The sequence below is a fragment of the Nonomuraea montanisoli genome (assembly GCF_013363975.1).
Taxonomy (GTDB): Bacteria; Actinomycetota; Actinomycetes; order Streptosporangiales; family Streptosporangiaceae; genus Nonomuraea; species Nonomuraea montanisoli.
On sequence record NZ_JABWGN010000007.1, the window covers coordinates 347,947 to 364,435 of the forward strand.

The following is a 16,489-nucleotide window of genomic DNA, read 5'->3' on the forward strand; positions in this document are numbered from 1 at the left end:
CTATCGCCATAAAAAGGGTCTTAAAGACCGCTCCTAAAGGGGCCGACCGGCGGCGGCGCCATCACGCTCACCGGGGAGGGCGCGGCCCTGGTGGGGGAGGTGGGGCAGGCCGCGCCCTGGCATGGGGGCAAGGGCGCGGCCCGACGAAGGACGGTCGGCGACGCTCCGGTGTCCGACCCCTCGGACTCAGTGGGCGAAGCGGTTCAGCAGGATGGCGACGCGGCGGCTGTGGGCCTCGCGCGGGAGCCGGCCGTCCCGCATGAGCGTCACCAGCCCGTGCAGGCCGCTCCACCACGTCTCCGTCAGCAGGCCCAGGTCGTCGTCGCCCGCGAAGGGGCGCACGGCTTCCAGCAGCTCGCCGAAGGCGGCCTGCAGGGCGGGCGGCGCCTCCGGGGTCGCGAACGGCAGGTCCACGCGCTGGCTGAAGATGGCGTCGTACAGCGCCGGCCGCCGCTCCGCGAACGACGAGTACGCGTCGGCGATGCCGGCCAGGGCCTCCTCGGGACTGCCGGCCGCGAGGCGGGCGGCACGCAGGTCGACGGCGAGGTCGGCGCAGCCCTCGACCGCGACCGCCGCCATGATGGCGTCCTTGCCCTTGAAGTGGCTGTAGAGCACCGGCTGGCTGTACTCCACGCGCTCGGCCAGACGGCGGGTGGTCACCGCCTCCCACCCCTCGGTCTCGGCCAGCTCGCGGGCCGCCTCGATGATCAGCCGCTCACGTTCCGCACGCTCGCGCTCTCGGCGCGCCTGTATCGACATGCTCTCGACTCTAGCACCGCTAGCGTTTCTGTCCACGCTCTGATAGCGTCGTTCTTGTTCCTAGCGCTGCTAGAAAGATCTGAACGGAGATCGCCATGCTGTCCCCCATCGCCTACGGGCTCGCCGTCGCGCTCGACCTGCTCATCCTCTTCATCGGCTACCGCTTCCTCACGCAGCCCCGCGCCGCCGCGGCCGGCTACGGCGTCCCGGCCAAGGACGGCGGCGACGCCGCCTACCTGACGATCAAGGGATGGCGCGACGCCACCTACGGCGTCATGGGCCTGGCCCTGCTGTTCTTCGTCGGGGCCCAGGCCGAGGCGTGGTACATGCTCGTGGCCGCGATCATGCCGTTCGCCGACACCGTCATCGTCCTGCGCAACGGCGGGGCCAAGGCGACCGCCTTCGGCGTCCACTTCGCCACCGCTGTGGTCCTCCTCATCAGCGCCACCCTGCTCTTCCTGGTCTGAGCCCCCCGGCACGTCAGAAAGGTTTCGCGAGATGTCCCTCATCGACCCGCGCTTCACCGAGTCCGTGATCGTCCGCTCCGCCGAGGCCGAGGTCATCGGCCGGGCCCCGACCACCATCCGCCTGCTGGCCGACAGCGACTCCACCGGCGGCGCGCTGTCCACCCAGCGCGTGACGCTGGCCGACGGCGCCGACGGCGCGAAGCCGCACCTCCACACGGGCTCGGCCGAGCTGTTCTACGTGCTCGACGGCACCGCCCAGCTCCTGTCCGGCGAGCGGGTGGTCACCGCCGAGCGCGGCGACCTCGTCGTCGTCCCGCCGAACGTCGACCACGCCTTCGCCGCCGCCCCGGGCGAGGACGCCGACCTGCTCATCGTCATCACGCCGGGCGTCGCGCGGTTCGAGTACTTCCGCCACCTGGAGCGCATCGCGTACGGCAAGGTGCCGCCGGAGAGCCTGCTCGACGTCCAGGAGCTCTACGACACCTACTTCAGGGCCAGCGAGGCGTGGGACCGCGCCCGTACCGCATGAGGGCGGGCCCGCGCGGGGTCAGGGGCGCGGCGCCGCGGAGGCGGCCCGCTCGGGCGGAGCGGGGGCGGCGGAGCGGGAGCGGAAACGGAAGCGCGGGCGGCCGCCCGCGTACAGGACGCCCGCCACGATCAGCGCCCCGGCCGCGACCTTGACCCACGACAGCGGCTCGCCGGTCAGCAGTGCCGCGGACGACAGCCCGAAGACGGGCACCAGCAGCGTGTACGGCGCGACGGTCGAGGCGTCGTAGCGGTGCAGCAGCCACCCCCACACGCCGAATCCGCCCAGCGTGGAGACGAAGGCGACGTACGCCAGAGACAGCCACCCCTCGGCCGGGACGGCCAGCCGGGGCGCGCCCTCCACGAGGAACGACAGGAGCAGGAGCGGCGGCGCCGACAGGGCGCTCACCCACACCATGAACCGCAGCGAGTCGGGCGGCGCCGCCCGACGCTGCAGGACGTTGCCGAGGCCCCAGGCCGCCGCGGCGGCCACGCACAGGGCGAACGCGCCGGCGGGCCCCGAGAGGCCGAAGTCGAAGGCGACCAGCGCGAGGCCGGCGAAGGCGACGGACAGGCCGCCCACGCGCCGCGCGGTGAGCCGCTCGCCCAGCAGGAGCACCGCGAAGACCACGGTGAACACCACCTGGGCCTGCAGGACCAGGGAGGTGAGCCCGGCGGGCATACCGGCCCGCATGCCCATGAGCAGCAGGCCGAACTGCCCGACTCCGATCGCCGCCGCCACGCCGGCGACCCAGCGCCACGGCACCTGGGGCCGCCCCACGAAGAGCAGGGCGGGGAATCCGGCCAGGGCGAACCTGAGTCCCGCGTACAGCAGCGGCGGGAAGTGACGCAGGCCCACCTGCATCACCACGAAGTTGACACCCCAGACGGCCGCGAGGCCGACGGCCAGCGCCAGGTGGCGGGGTGTCAGCTGGCGCGAGGTCACGCAGAGCGCGGCTTCTGGTAGCGGACGCGGGACTCGCGGGCCTGCTCGGCCAGGACCTGGAGGTAGGAGACCGACGGGGTGGACTGCTTCTTCGTCTTAAGGATTCGCATGCATATATTTTCCAACGCTACAGATTGAACGACAAGCGAGACTTTCTACGCTAAACCCTTTAGGCTGGCTTACATGTTGGACCTGAACCGGCTCAAGGCCCTTCACGCCGTCCACGTCTACGGATCGGTCGGCGCGGCGGCCGACGCGCTGATGGTCACCCCGTCCGCGGTGTCCCAGCAGATCGCCAAGCTCGAACGCGAGACCGGCGCCCGCCTCATGGAGCGCAACGGCCGCGGCGTGCGGCTCACCGACGCCGCGGGGCTGCTGGCCGAGCACGCCGAGCGCATCCTCGCCCTGGTGGAGACCGCCGAGGCCGACTTCGAGGCGCTGCGCGGCGCGGTCGTCGGCAGGCTCCACCTGGGCGCCTTCCCGACCGCGGCCCGCGGGCTCATGCCGGCCGCGCTCAGCGGGCTGCGCGAGCGCCACCCCGACCTCCAGGTCCTGCTCAACGAGCGCGAACCCGAGCGCGTGGTGCGCGAGGTGGCGCGCGGCGAGCTGGACCTCGGCGTCATCCAGGACTGGATGAACCGCCCCATGGCCATGCCCGAGGGCCTGTCCAGGGCGACGCTGCTCGACGACATCGCCGACGTCGTGGTGCCCAGCGGCCACCCGTTCGCGGCGAGCAAGGAGGTCGCGCTGGCCGCGCTGAGCGGCGAGCAGTGGATCAGCTCCGCGCCCGGCACGGTCTGCCACGACTGGCTCGTCTTCACGCTGCGCAACGCCGACCTGGAGCCGGAGATCTCCTGCATGGCCGACGAGTACCCGACGCAGATGGCGCTCGTCGCCGCCGGGCTCGGCTGCGCCATCATCCCCCGGCTGGGCAGGGACCGCGTGCCCGAGGGGGCCAGCGTCGTGCCGCTGCGGCCCCGGCAGTCGCGGCGGATCTACGCGATCTGGCGCACCGACGCGGCCCGCCGGCCCGCGATCAGGGCCGCGGTCGAGGCGCTGACCCAGGCCAGCCGGGCCCACGAGAACGCCTGGGCGACCGTCTGAAACGCCGTCCAGGTCTCAGGAGGACGTCAGGGAGGGAACGATAGGCTGTGGCTCATCATGGCTGAAACCACCGTCGTCCACCTGATGCGTCACGGCGAGGTGCACAACCCCGACGGCATCCTCTACGGCCGGCTCCCCGGATACCACCTGTCCGACACCGGCCGGCTGATGGCCGAGACCGTCGCCAAGGCGGTGGCCTCCCGTGACATCGTCGCTCTCTACAGCTCTCCCCTGGAGCGCGCCCAGGAGACCGTGGCCCCCCTGGCACAGACGCTGGGCCTCGACGTCACCACCGACGACCGGCTGATCGAGGCCGGCAACCTGCTCGAAGGCCGCATGGTCGGGCAGGGGCTGGCGATCTTCCGCAACCCCCGCAACTACCGGTACTTCTGGAACCCCATGCGCCCGTCCTGGGGCGAGCCGTACCCCGTGATCATCGCGCGCATGCGCTCGATCGTGGAGGAGGCCCGCGACGCGGCGCGCGGGCACGAGGTGGTCCTGGTCAGCCATCAGCTCCCCATCTGGGCGATCCGCATGGCGGCCGAGGGGCGGCGCAGGCTCTGGCACGACCCGCGGCGCAGGCAGTGCGCGCTGGCCAGCCTCACCACGTTCACGTTCGAGGGCAACCGGCTGGTCAGCGTCGGCTACAGCGAGCCGGCGGGCTCGCTCGTCAAGGGGCCCACCCTGCCGGGCGCCTGACCCCGCCGCTCCCGATCTCACCGCTCCCGATCTCGCCGCGACGCCCCCAGAGTCCTGGCCGGCCGGTTCCGCCGGTAGAGTTGCAAGCTCTACCGGTTGTAGTACAAGGAGATCTTCCCCGTGCGCGCGAAGCCCGTCTCCCTCGGCTCACTCGCCCTCGTGGCCGTCCTGGTCGCGGGCTGCGCCGGCAACCAGGGCGGGCAGCCCCAGGCGGGCGACACGCGCTTCGTCGCGGGCGACGGCACGATGCAGGTGTTCTCCGCAGCCGACCGCAAGCCGGCCCCCGCGATCGAGGGCGAGACGCTCGACGGCGGCACCGCCTCCCTCGCCGCGCACAAGGGCAAGGTCGTGGTGCTCAACTTCTGGGCCTCCTGGTGCGGGCCGTGCCGCGCCGAGGCGCCCGTGCTCAAGGACGTCGCCGCCAAGACCAAGGGCAGCGGCGTCGCGTTCGTCGGCATCGACTTCAAGGACCGCAAGGCCGACGCGCAGGCGTTCGAGCGCACCGAGCAGACCGGCTACCCGAGCATCTTCGACCAGCCCGGCAAGGTGGCGCTGGCCTTCCAGGGCACGGTGCCGCCCGCCGCGATCCCGTCCACGTTGGTGATCGACGAGCAGGGCCGCATCGCCGCCCGCGCGCTCGGCGCGGTCCGCTACCAGGACCTCATGGACACCGTGACCAAGGTGCGCGATGAGTGACGTCGTCGCCTCCGGCTCGCTGCTGCTGGCCGTCCCGATCGCCGTCCTCGCGGGGGTCGTGTCGTTCCTGTCGCCGTGCGTGCTGCCGCTGGTGCCGGGCTACCTGTCGTACGTGACCGGCATGAGCGCCGACCCGAGGCGGGGGCGGCTGGTGCTGGGCACGGCGCTGTTCGTGGCCGGGTTCGCGGTGGTGTTCGTGGCCGGGGGAGCGCTGTTCGGCACGCTCGGCTCGGTGATGATGGGCAACGCCGACGTCATCACGCGGGTGCTCGGCGTGCTGACGATCCTGCTGGGGCTGGCCTTCCTCGGCGTGCTGCCCGGGCTCATGCGCGACGTGCGCATCCACCGGCTGCCGGCCGCCGGGCTGGCCGGCGCGCCGCTGCTCGGGGTGGTCTTCGGGCTCGGCTGGACGCCGTGCATCGGCCCGACGCTGGCCGTGGTGCTGGGGCTCGGGCTCAACGAGGGCAGCGCCTCGCGGGGCGCCCTGCTCGCCGTGGCGTACGCGCTGGGGCTCGGGCTGCCGTTCGTGGCCGCCGCCCTCGCCTACAGCAAGGCGCTGCGCACGTTCCGCGCCATCCGCCGGCACAGCCGGCTGATCACCCGGATCGGCGGCGGCATGATGGTGGCCGTCGGGCTCCTGCTCGTGACCGGCCTGTGGGGAGAGATGATCGCAAGCATGCAGGGCCTCGTCGGCGGGTTCAGGCCGGTGATCTGATGGCCGTCAAGGAGCTGGAGAAGGAGCGGGCGCCGCAGCCCGCCGGTTTCGGCGTGCTCGGCTGGGCGCGCTGGTTCTGGCGCACGCTCACCTCGATGAAGACGGCGCTCATCCTGCTGTTCCTGTTCGCGCTGGCCTCGGTGCCCGGGTCGCTGGTGCCGCAGCGCGGCGTCGAGCCGGACAAGGTGGCGCGGCTCTTCCAGCAGAACCCCACGCTCGCGCAGTGGTACGACCGCTTCCAGCTCTTCGACGTCTTCACCTCGGTCTGGTTCGCGGCGATCTACCTGCTGCTGTTCACCTCGCTGATCGGCTGCGTCGTCCCGCGCGCCGCCACCTACCTGCGCGAACTGCGCCGCCGCCCGCCCGCCGCCCCGCGCAACCTGTCGCGGCTGCCGCACCACGCCGCCCTCACCGCCGACCTGACGGTCGAGGAGGCCGCCCGGCGGCTGCGCGCCCGCCGCTTCCGGGTGGACACCGGCGACGGATGGGTGGCCGCCGAGAAGGGCTACCTGCGGGAGACGGGCAACCTGCTCTTCCACGTCTCGCTGCTCGGCCTGCTGGTGGCGGTCGGCATCGGCTCGCTGTTCGGCTACCGGGGCAACGTGCTCGTCGTCGAGGGCGACGGCTTCGCCAACACGGTCGCCAACTACGACCGGTTCATCCCCGGCCGCGAGGTGTCGGCCGAGTCGCTGGAGCCGTTCTCGTTCGATCTGAAGGACTTCAAGGCCAGCTACCAGGTCCAGGGCGACAAGAAGGGGCAGGAGCTCGACTACTCCGCCTACCTGCGCGTCAACGACACCCCGACGGCGCCCGCCCGTGACTACGAGCTGAAGGTCAACGAGCCGCTGGAGATCGACGGCACGCAGACCTACCTCATCGGCCACGGCTACGCGCCGGTCTTCAAGGTCACCGACGGCCAGGGGCAGGTGGCCTTCGAGGGCCCGGTGCCGTGCCTCGTCGAGCACAAGCCCACGCTGACCTCGGGCTGCGTGGTCAAGGCGCCCGACGCCCGCCCCTCGCAGCTCGGCTTCCTGCTGCGCTTCCTGCCGACGAGCGTGCCGCTGACCGACGGCACCTACGCCTCCGCCTTCCCCGGTGAGCTGCAGCCCGAGGTGCAGGTCCTGGCCGCGTTCACCGGCGACTTCGGCGTGCGCTCCGGCCGGCCGCAGTCGGTGTACGAGCTGGCCCCGACCGACCTCATGAAGAAGCTCAAGCCGCTGGTGATGGGCACTTCCGTGCCGAAGCCGCTGGCCGTGGGCGGGTCGCTCGACCTGCCGGACGGCGCGGGCAGACTGGAGTTCACCGGCGTCAAGGAGTGGATCACGCTCCAGATCGCCTACGACCCGGGCCGGATGCCGGCGCTGATCTTCGCCGGGCTCGCGACGGTCTCGATCGCGCTGTCGCTGATGATCCGCCGCCGCCGCGTGTGGGTGCGGATCGGCGACGGGGGCGCGGTCGAGGTGGGCGGCCTGACCCGCACCGAGGGCTCGGCCGCGGGCTTCGCCGAGGAGTTCGACGACATCGTGAAGGTTCTCACCGCTGGAGACAAGGATGACCGCTGACCGACTGGCCGAGGTGAGCGACCTCTTCGTCCTCGCCGCGGTGCTGCTCTACCTCTTCTCCATGGTCGGCTTCGCGCTGGAGCTGGCCTTCGGCCGGGCGCGCTCCGACGTGGCGGCCAGGCGCGCCAAGGTGCCCGTCACCGTCGGCGGCGCGGGCGGCGCCGACGAGGCGGACGGCGCGGACGGCACGGCCGAGGCGGCCGCCCAGGAGGGGGTGGAGCCGCCGAGCTGGGCGCCCAAGGCCGGTGTCGCCGCGCTCGTGCTCGGCTGGCTGGGCTGGGCGGCCAACCTGGGCGCGATCGTCACCCGGGGTCTCGCCGTGGACCGGTGGCCCTGGGGCAACATGTACGAGTTCGTGGTGGCGATCTGCTTCGCCGCGGTGACCGCCTTCCTCGTCACGCAGATCCGGCAGAACGTGCGCTTCCTGGGCGCGTTCGTCATGATCACGGCGACGCTGGGGCTCGGCTTCGCGGTCAAGGTGCTCTACACGGCCGCGGGTCCGGTGGTGCCGGCGCTCAACTCGTACTGGGTGGCCATCCACGTCACGGCGGCGATCCTGTCGAGCGGCCTGTTCATCCTGGCCGGCGTCGCGGGCATCCTCTACCTGGTGCGCGGGGACGGCCTGTCGCGGCTGCCGTCGCGGGCCGACCTGGAGCGGGTGGCGCACCGGGCGATCGTCCTGTCGTTCCCGGTGTGGACGTTCGCCGTCATCGCGGGCGCGCTCTGGGCGGACAAGGCGTGGGGGCGCTACTGGGGCTGGGACCCCAAGGAGGTCTGGGCGTTCATCACCTGGGTGGCCTACGCCGCCTACCTGCACGCGCGGGTGACGGCGGGCTGGCGGGGCCGCGCGGCGACGATCGTGCAGCTCATCGCCTTCGGCTGCCTGCTGTTCAACCTGGTCGGCGTGAACATCTTCATCAGCGGCCTGCACAGCTACGCCGACGTGAACTGACCGGCGCGGGCGGTCGGTGCGGACGGGGAGGGGCACCGTCCGCGGGGGTGTGATCGCGTCAGTCGTCGCCGCGCATGCGGCGGTCGAGCTCCCGCAGGAACTCGGGGTCGTCGTCGGGCCCCTTGGGGATCGGGGCGTGGTGGACGTCGGGCCGGCGGGGGGCCCGCTCGGTCGGGTGCGCGCCCTGGGGGCGGCCGAGCAGCATCCAGAACAGCCCGCCCGCGAAGGGCACCAGCACGACGATCAGCAGCCAGAGCGTCTTGGGGACGTTTCGGACCTCCTCCTCGGGTGTGGTGATGAGGTCGAACAGCGAGTAGAGCCAGAAGGCCAGCAGCGCCAGGCCGATTACGACACCTGCCATGCCCGAACTGTAAGCCATCCGCGACGTGATCGTGTCGGTCACATGCACCATTTCGGGTGACTCGCGATGATCCGCGTCGTACCGTGGAACAGATTCAGCGGAGCCCCTCGCCGGGCGGCGCCCTTCCGGCCGTCCGGCGGTCTGCGCGGGCGCCATGGCGTGGAGAGGTGCGATGGCCTTTTCTAACGACAAAGGCCGCCATCGGCGGGGTCGTTGGTGGCGGCGCGGTTCGTACCTCTTCTCCCGGCGCAGCGAGGCGCCCCCCGACGCCGACCGCTCGTTCTGGGCCTACGGCGGCCCCACGCGCCGTGCCGAGCACGCCGAACCGGAGGGCACGGCCGACGCCGGGACCGGCTGGGGCGCCCGGGGGAGCGCCCGCCCGCCGCACGCCGAGCGGGTCGGCGACCGTCACCCGTACGAGTCCGCACGCGAGGCGGAGAGCCGTTCCTTACGCTCCCGGCTGGAGCGTGACAGGCAGACGCGGCCGGAGCGTGACAGGGACGCCAGGGAGCCGCACAGGGTGCCGCCGGGACGCGCGGAGACGACGCGGCCATGGGAGCGCCGGAGGCGGTGGGAGGGGAGCGAGCGGCTGCCGGCGGCCGTGGTCGAGCGTCCCCAGTACACCTGGTACGACTTCGAGCTCGACGACCTGCCGCCCAGGGCGCAGCCGAACCGCCCCGACGCCCCGTCCCTGTCCGACGGGCTGCGGCACTGCGGACGGCTGGAGGCGGTCCTGCACCGCCAGTGGGACGCCCGGCTGGGCCCGCCGCCCCCGGACGTGGTGCGGGCCGTGGAGAGCCTCGCCCGGCTCCCCGAGCGGCTGAAGGACCTGCTCGCCGACGGCCTGGAGGGCATCTACGTCGGGCCCGGCGGCGTCCCGGAGCTCGACGACATGGGCTACCTGCGCGGGGCCCCGCTGCCCTCGGGCCGGGCCACCTGGGACATCTGCGCCGGCGCGTACGGCGACCGCAAGATCGTGGTGGGCGACCGCCCGTCGCCCACGCCGGACGTGATGATGCACGAGGTGGGTCACGCCATCGACGACATCGACTCCACGTACGGTGACTGGGTGTCCGACTCGCCGGAGTTCATGGCCCTGTACGAGAAGGCCACGCCGCTGCTGGCCTCGGCCTTCCACCGGCAGGGAGGCGGCCTGGGGCGCAAGGAGTTCTTCGCCGACGCCTTCGCCGCGATCGCCTCGCGGCAGCGGCCGGCGCTCGTCGACATGCTGAACGGCGACACGCGGATGGCGCTCGACGTCATGCTGTTCTTCAACCGGCGCTACGGAATCTAGGTGATCAGCCATGTACGTCATCCGGCTCGCTGACGGGACCCTGCGCGTGCCGCGGACCCTCACCAGCGAAGACGGGCGTCTCATCGCGAACGCCTACGTGGACCTGGTGCCCGGCGACCCCGACTACGACCGCTGGCTGCCGGAGGCGCTGACCGAGGAGGAGCTGGCCGAGCGGCGCGTCAGGTGGCAGGAGGGCAACGACGAGCTGGAGCGGGAGTTCCAGGCATACCGGGCCGAGCAGGTGAAGGCGGAGCGGCTGAGAGCCGAGCAGGCTACGGCGGAGCGGGCGGGGGCGGGCGCGTCCCAGGAGGAGCAGCCGGTCGCGGGCCGGGCCGGGGCGGAGCGGCAGGTCGGGGTGGAGCAGGAGGAGACCTAGCCGCGCGGCCGGGGGAGGGGCCGTCCCGGACAGGCGCCAGCCACGGTCAGCGGATGGCGCCCGGGCGTACCGTGCATGACTCGAACGTGCGTGATCCGGACGTACATGATCAAGCAATCATCCCGCCGCGGTGATCCTGGCGCGCAGGATCACCGAAGACGGAACGTCAGACGCGCGGGGACTCGCCTGCCGGCCGGTCGGCCGTCAGGACATCCTCGCCTCGGAGAAGGGCGTGCACTTCCGACTCGCGGAAGCGCCGGTGCCCTCCGGGGGTGCGGATACTGCTGATGCGGCCTGCCGCAGCCCAGCGCGTAACCGTCTTTGGGTCTACCCGGAAGAGGGCGGCAACCTCTCCTGGGGTCAGCAGACGCTCGCTGCTACTCTCCACCAATCTCTCCCCCTCGCATCCCGCTTCCTGCCAGCGGGCGGACAGGTAACCAGTGTGTCGAGCGAAGCCTGATTTATCCGTGGTTTTCGACAAAGATCACGGGTTGTTATCAGCTGACTGCCCGATTGTTATATGATAGAGCCTCTTTGGGGCTCTCGTGGGTGTTTCTTTACGAAACTCCCTGACTGGGCACACTAGCAGCGCTCGCGCCGGATGCGAAGAGCGACCGCACTGGCCGGCGAGTAACCTCGACGTGTGCGTCCCGTTCTCGTTTACACCCTGTTGAGGATTGTTCTCTTCCTCGTGACCGCGGGCCTGCTCTTCCTGCTGGGCCTGCAAAACCTGTTCTGGCTGATCGTCGTCTCATTCTTGGTCAGCGGAGTCGTGAGCTATGTCCTGCTGTCCAAGCAGCGAGACGCCATGAGCACACGCCTCACCAAGAAGATCGACCGGCCGGACCCGCACGACGGCTAGGGCAGGGGGAACATGCCAATCCGGGCATGGTACTCCCGTCCCAGTCTCGTCGTGTCGCTACCAACCAGTAGTCCGCCGGGGTGGGCCAGAAATGCCTTCACTCCGATGCCGCGCTCCCGGCCGGGATTCCAACTGAGGGCCTTACCTGTGACCGGATGAATGGCGGCGATCCCCTCGCGGGGCACCGCCCCCGGCCCGGCCGTGTCGTGACCCCGCGGATTGTCCATCCAGCGCTGGTGGCCGCCCACGTAGACCGCCGCGCCCGTGACCGACACCGCGTAGAGCGAGTCGCCGCCCGTGCTGTTGACCCAGGTGGGCCGCACGTCCGGCGCCGTCGCGTACGTCTCGAAGCGCGCGGCCGAGTCGCACAGCCGCCCGCCGCGCGGCCCGCCCGTCGTGACGACCACGAACCAGCGGCCGTCCGGCGAGACGTCCAGCCCCCGCACGTACGAGGGGAACGCGCGCATGCACGCGGGCGCGTACGCGGTGGAACGCCAGGGCGCGACCTTGGCCGTGGATCCGCCGACGTCGATCAGCCCGAGCTGGGGCCGCGAGCGGCCGTCGAGCGTGGTGAAGCTGCCGTCGACCACCAGCCGGTCGGCCGTCGCCGCCAGCGCGGTCACCTTCACCCGGGGCGCCAGCGGCGCGCCCGGCGTGATCGCGAAGCGCGGGTCGGCGGCCCCCGTGACGGCGTCCAGCCGGGCCAGGGCCGTGCGGGGCGCGGTGAAGTCGCCCCCGGCGTACAGGCGGGAGCCGCGCCGGGCCAGCGTACTGACCATGCCGCCCGCGACACGCGGCGCGAAGCCCGGCACGACGGCGCCGTCGGCCAGGCCGAGCCGCGTCAGCGGACCCACGGGCTGTTCGTTGACCTCGGGGAAGTCGCCGCCGGCGTAGACGGTGCCGCCGTCGCCGGCGGCCAGGGCGTACACGGGACCGTCCACCTCCGGCGCGAAGCCGGGCAGGATCCGCCCGGTGGCCAGGTCGAAGGCGAACAGGTTGTCGCGCGCCACCGTGCCGGACCCGTCGGCGGCGGACACCTCGCTGAACGAGCCCCCCACCACGACGGCGCCGCCCACCAGCGCGATCGCGTTGACGATGCCGTCGAGGACGTGCGGGGTGGTGTTGACCGGGTCGGCCGACACCACCCGCCCGTGCGTGACGGGCGCGGCCACGAGAAGCGCCGCGAGTGTGACTCGGGAAAACATTCGCCAAGTTTTAGCAGACTCTGCGTGGTCATACGTTTACTTTCCGTTGATTGTCGTGAGGGTCATAGGCTTGGGCCATGACGCGCGCTCAGTTGGACAAGCAGCCGGACGAGGTCGCCGCGATGTTCGATCGCACCGCCCGGCGCTACGACCTCGTCAACGATGTGCTCACGCTCGGCCAGGTGCGCCTGTGGCGCAAGGCCGTGGCCCACGCCGTCGACGCGGGGCCCGGCGAGCTGGTCCTCGACCTCGGGGCCGGCACGGGCACCTCGACGGACACCTTCACCACGCTGGGGGCGCGCGCGATCGCCTGCGACTTCTCGCTGGGCATGCTCCGCACCGGCGTGCGCAGGCGCGGCGGCAACGCGCTGAGCGGGCCGGGCGTGCCGTTCGTCTCGGGCGACGCGATGCGGCTGCCCTTCGCCGACGACTCCTTCGACGCCGTCACCATCTCGGTGGCGCTGCGCAACGTCCACGACACCGACCAGGCGCTGCGCGAGATGCTGCGGGTCACCAGGCCGGGCGGCCGGCTGGTGATCCTGGAGTTCTCCCACGTGACGTTGCCGGCCTTCGACCTGGTCTACCGCCAGTACCTGATGCGGCTTCTTCCCGTGGTGGCCCGCGTCTTCGGGTCCAACGGCGACTCCTACGACTACCTCGCCGAGTCGATCAGAGACTGGCCCGACCAGGCGACCCTGGCCCGCACGATCCAGGGGGCCGGCTGGGAGCGGGTGGCCTGGCGCAACCTGGATCTGGGCATCGTGGCCATCCACCGGGGGTTCAAGCCGGTCTGATCCACGGCTACGGACAGGGCGGTGGTGTCCGAAATCCCCTTCGGCGACGGTTTGGTCAAAGCGGCAGGCCCCGACTGCCACTATGTACCGGAAAAGCGTTAGACTGCGGGCCGACAAGTTTGTGAAGGGGTTCACAAAGGAACGAAGGCGACCAGACACCCCGAAGCCTTCGATCGTGTAGGACAGGACAGTCCCGTGACCGTGCCCACAGCCACTAAGGCTGACGCCGACGTCATCGTCGTCGGCGCCGGTCCCGCCGGTTCCGCCACCGCCTTTCACCTCGCCCGGGCCGGGCTCGACGTGCTGCTCCTCGAGAAGACCACCTTCCCCAGGGAGAAGGTCTGCGGCGACGGGCTGACGCCCCGCGCGGTCAAGCAGCTGATGAACATGGGCGTCGACATCGACGCCCCCGGCTGGGTGCGGAACAAGGGCCTGCGGGTCGTCGGCGGCGGCCACCGATTCGAGCTCGACTGGCCCCAGTTGGAGCGCTTCCCCGACTTCGGCCTGGTCCGCACCCGCCAGGACTTCGACCAGATCATGGCCGCCCACGCCGTCAAGGCCGGCGCGCGGCTCATGCAGGGCGTCAACGTCACCGGGCCGGTGCTCGACGACCGCAGCGGCCACGTGGTGGGCGTCACCACCAAGGACGGCAAGGCGTACCGCTCGCGGATCGTCGTCGCCGCCGACGGCAACAGCACCCGCCTGGCCCTCGGCATGGGGCTGCACAAGCGCGAGGACCGCCCGATGGGCGTGGCCGTGCGCACCTACTTCACCAGCCCCCGCCACGACGACGACTACCTGGAGACCTGGCTGGAGCTCTGGGACGAGGACACGCTGCTGCCCGGCTACGGCTGGGTCTTCGGCGTCGGCGACGGCACCGCCAACGTCGGCCTCGGCCTGCTCAACACCAGCGCCCAGTTCAAGAACATCGACTACCGCGACCTGCTCAGGCGCTGGTGCCGGTCGATGCCCGCCGAGTGGGGCTTCACCGAGGAGAACATGACGGCGCCCATCCGCGGCGCCGCGCTCCCCATGGCCTTCAACCGGCAGCCCCACTACACGCGCGGCCTGGTCCTGGTCGGCGACTCCGGCGGGGCGATCAACCCGTTCAACGGCGAGGGCATCGCGTACGCCATGGAGACCGGCGAGATCGCGGCCGAGGTCATCGAGCGGGCCCTGCGCAAGGACACCACGCCCGCCCAGCGCGAGCGCACCCTTCGCGCTTACCCGAAGACGCTGAAGGACGCCTACGGCGGCTACTTCACCCTCGGCCGGTGGTTCGTCGAGGCGATCGGAAAGCCCGGCGTCATGAGCTTCGGCACCCGCCACGGTCTGCCTCACCCGAGGCTGATGCGCTTCGCGCTCAAACTCCTTGGTAATCTCACCGACCGGCGGGGCAATGCGTCAGACAACATCATCAACGCACTCTCGAAGGTCGCGCCGCCAGCATGAATCCCGCACACACCCGGCACATCCATAGATCAGGCTGCGCGCCCGCGCGCGCGGCGACTCCAGAGGAGGCGTAGCGATGGACCTTTACGTGCCCATCCTGGTGCTCGCCGTTCTCGCGGGGGGCTTCGCGATCTTCTCGGTCGCCATCGCTCCCTTCACCGGTCCCAAGCGCTGGAACCGCGCGAAGCTTGACGCCTACGAATGCGGCATCGAGCCGACGCCCCAGCCTGTCGGTGGCGGACGGTTCCCGCTCAAGTACATGGTCACCGCGATGCTCTTCATCGTGTTCGACATCGAGATCATCTTCCTCTACCCGTGGGCCGTGTCGTTCGCCCCGCTGCGCGGCGACGACGGCCGGGTGATCGCCTCGGGCCTCGGCATCTTCGCGCTGGTCGAGATGCTGCTGTTCATCGTCACCGTGCTCGCCGCGTACGCGTACGTGTGGCGCCGCAAGGGTCTGGACTGGGACTGATAATGGGACTTGAAGAGAAACTCCCGAGCGGATTCATCCTCAGCACGGTCGAGCAGGCCGCGGGATGGGCGCGCAAGAACTCGGTGTGGCCGGCCACCTTCGGTCTCGCCTGCTGCGCCATCGAGCTGATGGCCACCGGTGGCCCCCACTACGACCTGGCGCGCTTCGGCATGGAGCGCGCTTCGGCGTCTCCCCGCCAGGCCGACCTCATGATCGTCGCCGGTCGCGTGTCGCAGAAGATGGCTCCGGTGCTGCGGCAGATCTACGACCAGATGGCCGAGCCCAAGTGGGTCATCGCGATGGGCGTGTGCGCCTCCAGCGGCGGCATGTTCAACAACTACGCGATCGTGCAGGGCGTCGACCACGTCGTGCCGGTGGACATCTACCTGCCGGGCTGCCCGCCGCGGCCGGAGATGCTGATCGACGCGATCGTCAAGCTACACGACAAGATCCAGAACATGAAGTTCGGCGCGCACCGCGCCAAGCAGATCGACGAGCTCGAACTGCGGGCCCTGCGCCAGCTTCCGCTGATCGACCAGGGGGCTGCCAAGTGACCTCCCCAGACAACCTCCCCGAGGTCCCCGGGGCCGAGGTCCCGGCGGCTCCGGAGGTGCCCGAGGCGCCGATCGCGCGCCGCGGCATGTTCGGCGCGGCCGACCACGGCGACACCTCCGGCTACGGCGGCCTCGTCGTGCGCCGGGCGCCGCAGCTGTCCTCGCCCCGCCCGTACGGGGGCTACTTCGATGAGATCGTCGACAGCCTGGCCCTCGACGACGCCGTCGAGCGCGTCGTCGTCGACCGGGGCGAGCTGACCCTGCACGTCAAGCGCGAGCGCCTCCTGGAGGTGGCGCAGAAGCTGCGCGACGACCCCGCCCTGCGCTTCGAGCTGTCGCTCGGCGTGTCCGGCGTCCACTACCCGCACCTGGCGGGCGAGGAGCTGCGCGCCGTCTACCACCTGTGCTCGATCACGCACAACCGGCGCGTCCGGGTCGAGGTGAGCTGCCCCGACTCCGACCCGCACATCCCGTCGACGGTCGGCGTCTACCCGGGCCACGACTGGCACGAGCGCGAGACGTACGACTTCTTCGGCATCGTCTTCGACGGCCACCCCGCGCTGACGCGGATCATGATGCCGGACGACTGGGACGGCCACCCGCAGCGCAAGGACTACCCGCTCGGCGGCATCCCGGTCGAGTACCGGGGCGCCACGGTGCCCGCGCCCGACAGCAGGAGGTCTTACGCGTGAGC

Annotated in this window: 21 protein-coding genes; 16 read left to right on the forward strand and 5 right to left on the reverse strand. The window is 71.4% G+C overall.

The features are described 5' to 3' along the window. Positions 1-186 precede the first annotated feature (186 nt). Positions 187-759, reverse strand: coding sequence for a TetR/AcrR family transcriptional regulator (locus HTZ77_RS19945; RefSeq protein WP_175591117.1), 573 nt, complete (start codon positions 757-759; stop codon positions 187-189). 95 nt (positions 760-854) lie between these two features. On the opposite strand from HTZ77_RS19945, the gene HTZ77_RS19950 reads away from it, so the two are divergent. Together HTZ77_RS19950 and HTZ77_RS19955 are read left to right on the forward strand one after the other, a co-directional pair. Further along, complete coding sequence (locus tag HTZ77_RS19950; protein ID WP_175591118.1) at positions 855-1,226, forward strand: DUF4267 domain-containing protein; 372 nt, start codon at positions 855-857, stop codon at positions 1,224-1,226. Positions 1,227-1,257: 31 nt separating this feature from the next. Beyond that, entirely contained in the window at positions 1,258-1,755 is a 498-nt protein-coding gene (locus tag HTZ77_RS19955; protein WP_175591119.1) for a cupin domain-containing protein, read from the forward strand. 18 nt (positions 1,756-1,773) lie between these two features. On the opposite strand, the gene HTZ77_RS19960 is transcribed toward HTZ77_RS19955, so the two are convergent. Continuing rightward, complete coding sequence (locus HTZ77_RS19960) at positions 1,774-2,697, reverse strand: EamA family transporter (RefSeq protein WP_328808664.1); 924 nt, start codon at positions 2,695-2,697, stop codon at positions 1,774-1,776. 183 nt (positions 2,698-2,880) lie between these two features. On the opposite strand from HTZ77_RS19960, the gene HTZ77_RS19965 reads away from it, so the two are divergent. From HTZ77_RS19965 to ccsB, 6 genes are all read left to right on the forward strand, one after another. Continuing rightward, on the forward strand, positions 2,881-3,801 hold the full coding sequence (locus tag HTZ77_RS19965; protein ID WP_175591120.1) for a LysR family transcriptional regulator: 921 nt from the start codon (positions 2,881-2,883) through the stop codon (positions 3,799-3,801). 57 nt (positions 3,802-3,858) lie between these two features. Continuing rightward, entirely contained in the window at positions 3,859-4,500 is a 642-nt protein-coding gene (locus HTZ77_RS19970; RefSeq protein WP_175591121.1) for a histidine phosphatase family protein, read from the forward strand. Between the two features lie 120 nt (positions 4,501-4,620). Further along, on the forward strand, positions 4,621-5,196 hold the full coding sequence (locus HTZ77_RS19975; protein WP_175591122.1) for a TlpA family protein disulfide reductase: 576 nt from the start codon (positions 4,621-4,623) through the stop codon (positions 5,194-5,196). After that, positions 5,189-5,911: a cytochrome c biogenesis CcdA family protein gene (locus HTZ77_RS19980; RefSeq protein ID WP_175591123.1), complete on the forward strand. Its 723-nt coding sequence runs from the start codon at positions 5,189-5,191 to the stop codon at positions 5,909-5,911. Before HTZ77_RS19975 ends, HTZ77_RS19980 begins: the two co-directional genes overlap by 8 nt. Continuing rightward, positions 5,911-7,473, forward strand: coding sequence for a cytochrome c biogenesis protein ResB (resB, locus tag HTZ77_RS19985; protein ID WP_175591124.1), 1,563 nt, complete (start codon positions 5,911-5,913; stop codon positions 7,471-7,473). The genes HTZ77_RS19980 and resB overlap by 1 nt, the downstream gene beginning before the upstream one ends. After that, positions 7,463-8,425, forward strand: a complete 963-nt coding sequence (ccsB, locus tag HTZ77_RS19990) for a c-type cytochrome biogenesis protein CcsB (protein WP_175591125.1) — start codon at positions 7,463-7,465, stop codon at positions 8,423-8,425. Before resB ends, ccsB begins: the two co-directional genes overlap by 11 nt. A gap of 58 nt (positions 8,426-8,483) precedes the next feature. Here the strand turns inward: ccsB and HTZ77_RS19995 are convergent, their stop codons facing one another. Further along, the gene (locus tag HTZ77_RS19995; RefSeq protein ID WP_175591126.1) at positions 8,484-8,786 is read right to left on the reverse strand and encodes a PLD nuclease N-terminal domain-containing protein; all 303 of its coding nucleotides are present in this window, start codon (positions 8,784-8,786) and stop codon (positions 8,484-8,486) included. 172 nt (positions 8,787-8,958) lie between these two features. Here HTZ77_RS19995 and HTZ77_RS20000 point away from each other — a divergent pair, with 172 nt between their 5' ends. Beyond that, the gene (locus HTZ77_RS20000) at positions 8,959-10,080 is read left to right on the forward strand and encodes a hypothetical protein (protein WP_175591127.1); all 1,122 of its coding nucleotides are present in this window, start codon (positions 8,959-8,961) and stop codon (positions 10,078-10,080) included. A 10-nt stretch (positions 10,081-10,090) separates the two neighbouring features. After that, the gene (locus tag HTZ77_RS46350; RefSeq protein ID WP_235994879.1) at positions 10,091-10,456 is read left to right on the forward strand and encodes a hypothetical protein; all 366 of its coding nucleotides are present in this window, start codon (positions 10,091-10,093) and stop codon (positions 10,454-10,456) included. Positions 10,457-10,622: 166 nt separating this feature from the next. Here the strand turns inward: HTZ77_RS46350 and HTZ77_RS20010 are convergent, their stop codons facing one another. Further along, positions 10,623-10,844 carry a BldC family transcriptional regulator gene (locus tag HTZ77_RS20010; protein ID WP_026214226.1) on the reverse strand — a complete coding sequence of 74 codons (222 nt, stop codon included), beginning with the start codon at positions 10,842-10,844 and terminating at the stop codon, positions 10,623-10,625. A 255-nt stretch (positions 10,845-11,099) separates the two neighbouring features. On the opposite strand from HTZ77_RS20010, the gene HTZ77_RS20015 reads away from it, so the two are divergent. Continuing rightward, positions 11,100-11,318, forward strand: coding sequence for a DUF4229 domain-containing protein (locus HTZ77_RS20015; RefSeq protein WP_175591128.1), 219 nt, complete (start codon positions 11,100-11,102; stop codon positions 11,316-11,318). Here HTZ77_RS20015 and HTZ77_RS20020 read toward each other — a convergent pair. Beyond that, positions 11,315-12,523, reverse strand: coding sequence for a hypothetical protein (locus tag HTZ77_RS20020; protein ID WP_175591129.1), 1,209 nt, complete (start codon positions 12,521-12,523; stop codon positions 11,315-11,317). The genes HTZ77_RS20015 and HTZ77_RS20020 overlap by 4 nt on opposite strands. Positions 12,524-12,600: 77 nt before the next feature. Between HTZ77_RS20020 and HTZ77_RS20025 the strand changes: the two genes are divergently transcribed. From HTZ77_RS20025 to HTZ77_RS20045, 5 genes are all read left to right on the forward strand, one after another. Continuing rightward, positions 12,601-13,317, forward strand: coding sequence for a demethylmenaquinone methyltransferase (locus tag HTZ77_RS20025; protein WP_175591130.1), 717 nt, complete (start codon positions 12,601-12,603; stop codon positions 13,315-13,317). A 195-nt stretch (positions 13,318-13,512) separates the two neighbouring features. Further along, the gene (locus tag HTZ77_RS20030) at positions 13,513-14,769 is read left to right on the forward strand and encodes a geranylgeranyl reductase family protein (protein WP_175591131.1); all 1,257 of its coding nucleotides are present in this window, start codon (positions 13,513-13,515) and stop codon (positions 14,767-14,769) included. A 76-nt stretch (positions 14,770-14,845) separates the two neighbouring features. Then, on the forward strand, positions 14,846-15,241 hold the full coding sequence (locus HTZ77_RS20035) for an NADH-quinone oxidoreductase subunit A (RefSeq protein WP_175591132.1): 396 nt from the start codon (positions 14,846-14,848) through the stop codon (positions 15,239-15,241). Positions 15,242-15,243: 2 nt separating this feature from the next. Continuing rightward, positions 15,244-15,795 (forward strand): NuoB/complex I 20 kDa subunit family protein, encoded by a 552-nt coding sequence (locus tag HTZ77_RS20040; protein ID WP_175591133.1) that lies wholly within the window; start codon positions 15,244-15,246, stop codon positions 15,793-15,795. Then, positions 15,792-16,487, forward strand: a complete 696-nt coding sequence (locus HTZ77_RS20045) for an NADH-quinone oxidoreductase subunit C (RefSeq protein WP_175591134.1) — start codon at positions 15,792-15,794, stop codon at positions 16,485-16,487. The genes HTZ77_RS20040 and HTZ77_RS20045 overlap by 4 nt, the downstream gene beginning before the upstream one ends. The last annotated feature ends 2 nt before the right edge of the window (positions 16,488-16,489 follow it).

Excerpts from the sequence above, each read along its gene's own strand:
- HTZ77_RS20000 (WP_175591127.1), top strand. The coding sequence starts at position 8,959 with ATGGCCTTTTCTAACGACAAAGGCCGCCATCGGCGGGGTCGTTGGTGG.
- HTZ77_RS19995 (WP_175591126.1), bottom strand. The coding sequence starts at position 8,786 with ATGGCAGGTGTCGTAATCGGCCTGGCGCTGCTGGCCTTCTGGCTCTAC.
- HTZ77_RS46350 (WP_235994879.1), top strand. The coding sequence starts at position 10,091 with ATGTACGTCATCCGGCTCGCTGACGGGACCCTGCGCGTGCCGCGGACC.
- HTZ77_RS19945 (WP_175591117.1), bottom strand. The coding sequence starts at position 759 with ATGTCGATACAGGCGCGCCGAGAGCGCGAGCGTGCGGAACGTGAGCGG.
- HTZ77_RS19965 (WP_175591120.1), top strand. The coding sequence starts at position 2,881 with ATGTTGGACCTGAACCGGCTCAAGGCCCTTCACGCCGTCCACGTCTAC.
- HTZ77_RS20035 (WP_175591132.1), top strand. The coding sequence starts at position 14,846 with ATGGACCTTTACGTGCCCATCCTGGTGCTCGCCGTTCTCGCGGGGGGC.
- ccsB (WP_175591125.1), top strand. The coding sequence starts at position 7,463 with ATGACCGCTGACCGACTGGCCGAGGTGAGCGACCTCTTCGTCCTCGCC.
- HTZ77_RS19950 (WP_175591118.1), top strand. The coding sequence starts at position 855 with ATGCTGTCCCCCATCGCCTACGGGCTCGCCGTCGCGCTCGACCTGCTC.
- HTZ77_RS19955 (WP_175591119.1), top strand. The coding sequence starts at position 1,258 with ATGTCCCTCATCGACCCGCGCTTCACCGAGTCCGTGATCGTCCGCTCC.
- HTZ77_RS19980 (WP_175591123.1), top strand. The coding sequence starts at position 5,189 with ATGAGTGACGTCGTCGCCTCCGGCTCGCTGCTGCTGGCCGTCCCGATC.
- resB (WP_175591124.1), top strand. The coding sequence starts at position 5,911 with ATGGCCGTCAAGGAGCTGGAGAAGGAGCGGGCGCCGCAGCCCGCCGGT.
- HTZ77_RS20020 (WP_175591129.1), bottom strand. The coding sequence starts at position 12,523 with ATGTTTTCCCGAGTCACACTCGCGGCGCTTCTCGTGGCCGCGCCCGTC.
- HTZ77_RS19970 (WP_175591121.1), top strand. The coding sequence starts at position 3,859 with ATGGCTGAAACCACCGTCGTCCACCTGATGCGTCACGGCGAGGTGCAC.
- HTZ77_RS20025 (WP_175591130.1), top strand. The coding sequence starts at position 12,601 with ATGACGCGCGCTCAGTTGGACAAGCAGCCGGACGAGGTCGCCGCGATG.
- HTZ77_RS20040 (WP_175591133.1), top strand. The coding sequence starts at position 15,244 with ATGGGACTTGAAGAGAAACTCCCGAGCGGATTCATCCTCAGCACGGTC.